The organism is Mycobacterium sp., assembly GCF_040509115.1.
Lineage (GTDB): Bacteria > Actinomycetota > Actinomycetes > Mycobacteriales > Mycobacteriaceae > Mycobacterium.
In genome coordinates this window covers 1-6,026 of the sequence record NZ_JBEVLO010000168.1, presented here as the reverse complement: position 1 = coordinate 6,026, position 6,026 = coordinate 1, and the positions used below count along the sequence as shown (strand labels likewise).

The window sequence follows — 6,026 nt, the reverse complement described above, 5'->3', positions numbered from 1 at the left end:
CCTCGAATGGACCGGGGGTCTCTGCAGCCCTCAGGACTCCGCGGCGGTCCGGTGGTTCATGGAGTCGTTCTTCCCTGCGTCAGTAACAATAGGCAAGCCTGCCCTAATTTAGCAAGGCCTTAGTAGCAGCGGGTCGGCTGGATCCCCTGACCGGCGCGCCGAAACCAACCAACGCGTCGAGCACCGCCTGGCCACGTCGCATGCTGACCAGCTCACTGGATCCGGCCAGCAACGGAATCTGCGTCGCCGCGCTCACGACGGCCGTCCCGACGATGTGCCACATGGCCGCCACCGACATCGCGCCCCGACTGACGTCGACGAGCTTGTCGAAGAGCGGTTTCAGCGAGCGGTGACTGCGATGCGCCACCCACGTCGTCAACGCCGCCTCGCTGGGAAGTGCGACGATCCGGTCCTGCCCCGCGTTGCGCTGACGCAGCCCGGAGTGCGACGCGAAGTGCGGGTCGTCCGGCAGCGCGCGCAGGGTCGGATCGACGACACCGACCCAGTCGATGGCGCCCTCGGAGTCGACGTGGACCCACAGATTCTCCAGTCCGGTGTCCCACGCCCGCCCCTCCAGCGCCAGCAGCGGCACCACCCGCCCGATGACGACGTGAGCCAGCGTGGCGGCGAGCTGGTGGGTGACTGCCACGCTGTTGTCGGTCTCCGCCGCGGCCGCATCGAACATCGCCTGAAGCCGGTCGGTGGTGAGCACGTCGGTCAGCGGCCACCACCGGCGTCGCGACAGGTCGCTCATCACCGCGACGCCGTAGACGCGCGGACATTCGGGGTACAGCTCGCGCAGACGCCGGCTGGAATCGTGCAGCGGCAGGGTCCGGCTGATCGACATGCGTGAGATCAGCGGGTCGTCGACCACGACGGTCATGAGCACCTCCTGCGGTTAGGTTAGCCTTACTATAGTAAGACGCGCAGGCGGGGAAACCCCTTGTGATTGGACTCACAACGGCGTGAGAAACGCAGGTTGACCGGGCAGGAACCCGGTTACGGATGGCGCCCGCCAATTGGCGGCGGAATCGAAAAGAGTGCGCCCAACTTGGATACGACGCACGGTAGTAAGCGCGTAGTACCCTTGCTTCATTGCGCAGGAGAGTGAACGAAACATGGCCAAACAGACGCGGCTCGGGGAGCTCGAACGCGAAGTGATGGATCACCTATGGTCCTCGCGCGATCCCCAAACGGTGCGCCAGGTGCACGAAGCGCTGGCGGCGCGGCGAGATTTGGCGTACACGACGATCATGACGGTGCTGCAACGCCTGGCGAAGAAGAACCTCGTCGTGCAACACCGCGACGACAGAGCACACCGCTATGCGCCGACGAACGGCCGGGACGAATTGGTCGCCGGACTCATGGTCGATGCCCTTGACCAGGCATCGGACGTCGACAGCCGGGAAGCCGCGCTGGTGCACTTCGTCGAAAGGGTCGGCGCGGACGAAGCGGCCGCGCTCCGGCGCGCGCTCGCCGAGCTGGAGGCCAAGGACCGTTCTAGCTCGTCCGCTGGCAATCCGGGCACCGCTTAAGGAACACTTGGAGTGTGTCCGCGCTGGCCTTCTCCGCCGTGGCGCTGCTCCTCGTCGGACCAGTGCCTGCGTTGCTGGCGCGGGCGTCGTGGCCCCTGCGGGCGCCGCGCGCGGCGATAGTGCTCTGGCAATCGATCGCGCTGGCAGCGGTGCTGTCCGCGTTCAGCGCGGGCATCGCCATCGCCAGCAGGCTCTTCGTGCCGGGGCCGGACGGCCGACCGACCGCCACGATCACCAGTGAGATCAAGGCCCTCGGCTGGCCGCTGTGGACCCTCTACGTCGTGGTGTTCACCCTCACACTGCTGATCGGCGCCCGCCTGATCGTCGCGATCGTCCAGGTCGCCATCGCCACCCGGCGACGCCGCGCGCACCACCGGATGCTGGTCGACCTGCTCGGCAGGTCGGTGGCCACCGGTTCCCCCCGCGGGCGGGAAGATCTCTCGTTTCGACGCTCGAACGGCCTTCGCATCCTCGACGTCGCCCAACCCCTCGCCTACTGCCTGCCCGGTGTGCGTAGCAGGGTCGTGGTCAGCGAGGGCACCCTGAGCGCACTCTCGGACACCGAGATCTCGGCGATCCTCAGCCACGAGCGCGCCCACCTCAGAGCCCGCCACGATCTGGTGCTTGAGATGTTCACCGCCGTGCACGCCGCCTTCCCGCGGTTCGTCCGCAGCGCCAACGCACTCGACGCGGTCCGACTGCTGATCGAGCTGCTCGCCGACGACGCCGCCGTTCGCACGGCGGGCCCCACCCCGCTCGCCAGAGCACTGGTCGCCTGCGCCTCGAGCAGGGCGCCGTCCGGCGCGCTGGCCGCGGGAGGGCCGCACACCGTGACGCGAGTGCGCCGCCTGTGCGGCAAGCCGAACAGCGTGCCGTTGGCGGTCGCCGCCTACGTCACGGCGGCCGCGGTCCTCGTCATTCCCACCATCGCGCTGGCGGTGCCCTGGCTCACCGAGCTGCAGAGGCTGATCAGCGCGTAGATTCGACGTTCGAGAAGACGGTCCGAGAAGACGGTTCGACAAGACGTGTGCCACAACCAAACAACGAAAGGCTGCCCGTGAGCTCGCCCGAAGACAAAGCAACGGCTCAAATCGGCGTCACCGGCCTGGCGGTGATGGGTTCCAACATCGCCCGCAACTTCGCCCACCACGGCTACACCGTGGCGCTCCACAACCGCTCGATCGCCAAGACCGACGCGCTGCTGGAAGCCCACGGTTCGGAGGGCAAGTTCGTCCGCAGCGAGACGATCCCGGAATTCCTTGCCGCCCTTGAAAAGCCGCGACGAGTGCTGATCATGGTGAAGGCCGGCGATCCCACCGACGCCGTCATCGACGAGCTCGCCGACGCGATGGAGGAAGGCGACATCATCATCGATGGTGGCAACGCCCTCTACACCGACACCATCCGCCGCGAGAAGGCCATCCGCGAGCGCGGCCTGCACTTCGTCGGCGCAGGCATCTCTGGCGGTGAGGAGGGCGCCCTCAAGGGCCCGTCGATCATGCCGGGCGGCCCAGCCGAGTCCTACGTGTCACTGGGGCCGCTGCTCGAAGAGATCTCCGCGCACGTCGACGGCGTGCCGTGCTGCACCCACATCGGCCCCGATGGCGCTGGCCACTTCGTCAAGATGGTGCACAACGGCATCGAGTACTCCGACATGCAGCTCATCGGCGAGGCGTACCAGTTGCTGCGCGACGGACTCGGCAAGAGTGCCCCCGAGATCGCCGACGTCTTCGCCGAATGGAACAAGGGCGATCTGGACAGCTACCTGATCGAGATCACCGCCGAGGTGCTCAAGCAGACCGACGCCAAGACCGGCAAGCCGCTGGTCGACGTGATCCTCGACGAAGCCGAGCAGAAGGGCACCGGCCGCTGGACGGTCAAGTCCGCGCTCGACCTGGGCGTACCCGTGACCGGCATCGCCGAGGCCGTCTTCGCCCGCGCGCTGTCCGGCTCGGTGGCCCAGCGCAAGGCCACCGTCGGCCTGGCCTCCGGTGAACTCGGCGCCAAGCCGACCGACGCCGAGAAGTTCACCGAGGACGTCCGCCAAGCGCTCTACGCATCCAAGATCGTCGCCTACGCCCAGGGCTTCAACCAGATCCAGGCCGGCAGCAACGAGTACGACTGGAACATCACCCCCGGCGACATGGCCACCATCTGGCGGGGCGGCTGCATCATCCGGGCCAAGTTCCTCAACCGCATCAAGGACGCCTTCGACGACGAGCCCGAACTGGCCACCCTGCTGGTCGCACCGTACTTCCGCGACGCCGTCGAGGCAGCCGTCGACGGCTGGCGCCGCGTCGTCGTCACCGCCACCGAGCTGGGCATCCCGATCCCCGGCTTCTCCTCGGCGCTGTCCTACTACGACGCCCTGCGCACCGAGCGGCTCCCCGCAGCGCTGACCCAGGGGCTGCGCGACTTCTTCGGCGCGCACACCTACGGGCGCACCGACGAGGACCCCAGCAAGAAGTTCCACACCCAGTGGAGCGGCGATCGCAGCGAGTCGCCCGCGTGAACACCTAAGGACGAGATGCTGTGAAGTTCCTCGAGGGTCAGCAACCGCCCTACGACCTGACCTACAACGACGTGTTCGTCGTGCCGGGCCGTTCCGACGTCACGTCGCGGTTCGACGTCGACCTGTCCACCGTGGACGGCACCGGCACCACGATCCCCGTCGTCGTCGCGAACATGACGGCGGTCGCGGGGCGTCGGATGGCCGAGACGGTGGCCAGGCGCGGTGGCATCGTCGTTCTGCCCCAAGACCTTCCGACGTCGGTCGTGGCCGAGACGGTCGAGTTCGTCAAGAGCCGCGACGTGGTGGTGGACACTCCGGTCACCCTCTCGCCCGACGACTCGATCTCCGATGCGACCGCGCTGATCCACAAGCGGGCGCACGGCGCGGCGGTCGTCGTGGCCGACGGCAAGCCCGTCGGGCTGGTCACCGAGGCCTCGTGCCAGGGCGTGGACCGGTTCGCCCGGGTGCGTGACGTGGCAGTCTCCGACTTCGTCACCGCGCCGGTGGGCACCGATCCGCGGGCCGTGTTCGACCTGCTGGAGCACGCTCCCGTCGGCGTCGCGGTGATGACCGGACCCGACGGGCGACTGGCTGGCGTGCTGACCAGGACCGGTGCGGTGCGGGCGGGCATCTACACACCCGCGGTCGACGCGAACGGCAAGCTGCGGATCGCCGCCGCGGTGGGCATCAACGGCGACGTCGCCGCCAAGGCGCGGGCGTTGGCCGAGGCAGGCGTGGACCTCTTGGTGGTCGACACCGCACACGGCCACCAACTGAAGATGCTCGACGCCATCAAGTCGGTGTCCTCACTGGACCTTGGTCTGCCGCTGGCCGCGGGCAACGTGGTGTCGGCGGAGGGAACGCGGGACCTGATCAGCGCAGGCGCATCGATCGTGAAGGTCGGCGTCGGCCCAGGCGCCATGTGCACCACGAGGATGATGACCGGCGTCGGTCGCCCCCAGTTCTCCGCGGTCGTCGAATGCGCTTCGGCGGCAAGCCAACTCGGCGGGCACGTGTGGGCGGACGGCGGTGTCCGACACCCGAGGGACGTCGCACTCGCGCTGGCGGCAGGAGCGTCGAACGTGATGATCGGTTCCTGGTTCGCTGGAACCTACGAGTCGCCGGGCGACTTGCTGCGCGACAGGGACGACCGGTTGTACAAGGAGAGCTACGGCATGGCCTCCAAGCGGGCGGTCGCGGCAAGGACCGTCGGCGACAGCCCGTTCGACCAGGCCCGCAAGGCGCTGTTCGAGGAGGGCATCTCCAGCTCGCGGATGGCGGTCGATCCGGCGCGCGGCGGCGTCGAGGACCTGCTCGACCACATCACGTCGGGCGTACGCAGCACCTGCACGTACGTCGGCGCCAAGACTCTGCCCGAGTTGCACGACAAGGTGCTCCTCGGCGTGCAGTCCGCCGCGGGCTTCGCCGAGGGGCATCCGCTGCCGTCAGGCTGGTGACACCGGGTAGGCGAGGACCGGTCCGTCGACCACGACCCGGACCTCGTCGCCCGGTCCGAACGCCGCGTCACCGGGAGCCCGCAGGATCAGCCGCGAACCGTCCCGCAACGCGACGTGCAACGAGGTGTCGGCGCCGTAGTACCGCACGCCGGTGACGAAGCCGGGGACCCCGTCCTCGCCGACGCGAAGTTGCTCGGGCCGCAGCACTACCGTCGTCGGACCGTCGGCGGCTGCGCCCTGCACCGGATGCGCGCCGAGCGCCGAGCGCACCACTCCCCCGCGACGCTCACCTGGGACTTCGACGGTGGCCCCGACGAACCGGGCCGCGGCCAGCGACGCCGGCCTCGCATAGATCGCCGCGGGCGGGCCGTGCTGGGCGACCACGCCGTCGAGCAGAAGCGCGACCGAGTCGGCCAGGGACAGCGCCTCGGACTGGTCGTGGGTGACCAGTACCGCCGTCGTCCCGGTGTCCTTGAGGATCTCGGCGATGTCCTCACGGACCCGGACCCGCAGCCCCGCGTC

6 protein-coding genes are annotated in these 6,026 nt (G+C 68.8%); 4 read left to right on the top strand and 2 right to left on the bottom strand.

Annotated features, from left to right (window positions below):
• Positions 1-103: 103 nt before the first annotated feature.
• Positions 104-883, bottom strand: coding sequence for an iron reductase (locus ABW137_RS12385; protein WP_526400272.1), 780 nt, complete (start codon positions 881-883; stop codon positions 104-106).
• Positions 884-1,118: 235 nt separating this feature from the next.
• On the opposite strand from ABW137_RS12385, the gene ABW137_RS12380 reads away from it, so the two are divergent.
• The 4 genes from ABW137_RS12380 to ABW137_RS12365 all read left to right on the top strand — a co-directional run bounded on the left by ABW137_RS12380 (position 1,119) and on the right by ABW137_RS12365 (position 5,504).
• Positions 1,119-1,535 carry a BlaI/MecI/CopY family transcriptional regulator gene (locus tag ABW137_RS12380; protein ID WP_526400270.1) on the top strand — a complete coding sequence of 139 codons (417 nt, stop codon included), beginning with the start codon at positions 1,119-1,121 and terminating at the stop codon, positions 1,533-1,535.
• A gap of 14 nt (positions 1,536-1,549) precedes the next feature.
• Positions 1,550-2,515, top strand: coding sequence for a M56 family metallopeptidase (locus ABW137_RS12375; RefSeq protein WP_526400268.1), 966 nt, complete (start codon positions 1,550-1,552; stop codon positions 2,513-2,515).
• 77 nt (positions 2,516-2,592) lie between these two features.
• A complete protein-coding gene (gene gnd / locus ABW137_RS12370) occupies positions 2,593-4,047 on the top strand; it encodes an NADP-dependent phosphogluconate dehydrogenase (protein WP_526400266.1) in 1,455 nt (484 codons plus the stop codon).
• A 20-nt stretch (positions 4,048-4,067) separates the two neighbouring features.
• Complete coding sequence (locus tag ABW137_RS12365; RefSeq protein WP_526400264.1) at positions 4,068-5,504, top strand: GuaB1 family IMP dehydrogenase-related protein; 1,437 nt, start codon at positions 4,068-4,070, stop codon at positions 5,502-5,504.
• On the opposite strand, the gene ABW137_RS12360 is transcribed toward ABW137_RS12365, so the two are convergent.
• On the bottom strand, positions 5,493-6,026 hold a 534-nt coding region (locus ABW137_RS12360; protein ID WP_526400262.1), incomplete at its 5' end, for a TOBE domain-containing protein. The two genes, ABW137_RS12365 and ABW137_RS12360, sit on opposite strands and share 12 nt — an antisense overlap.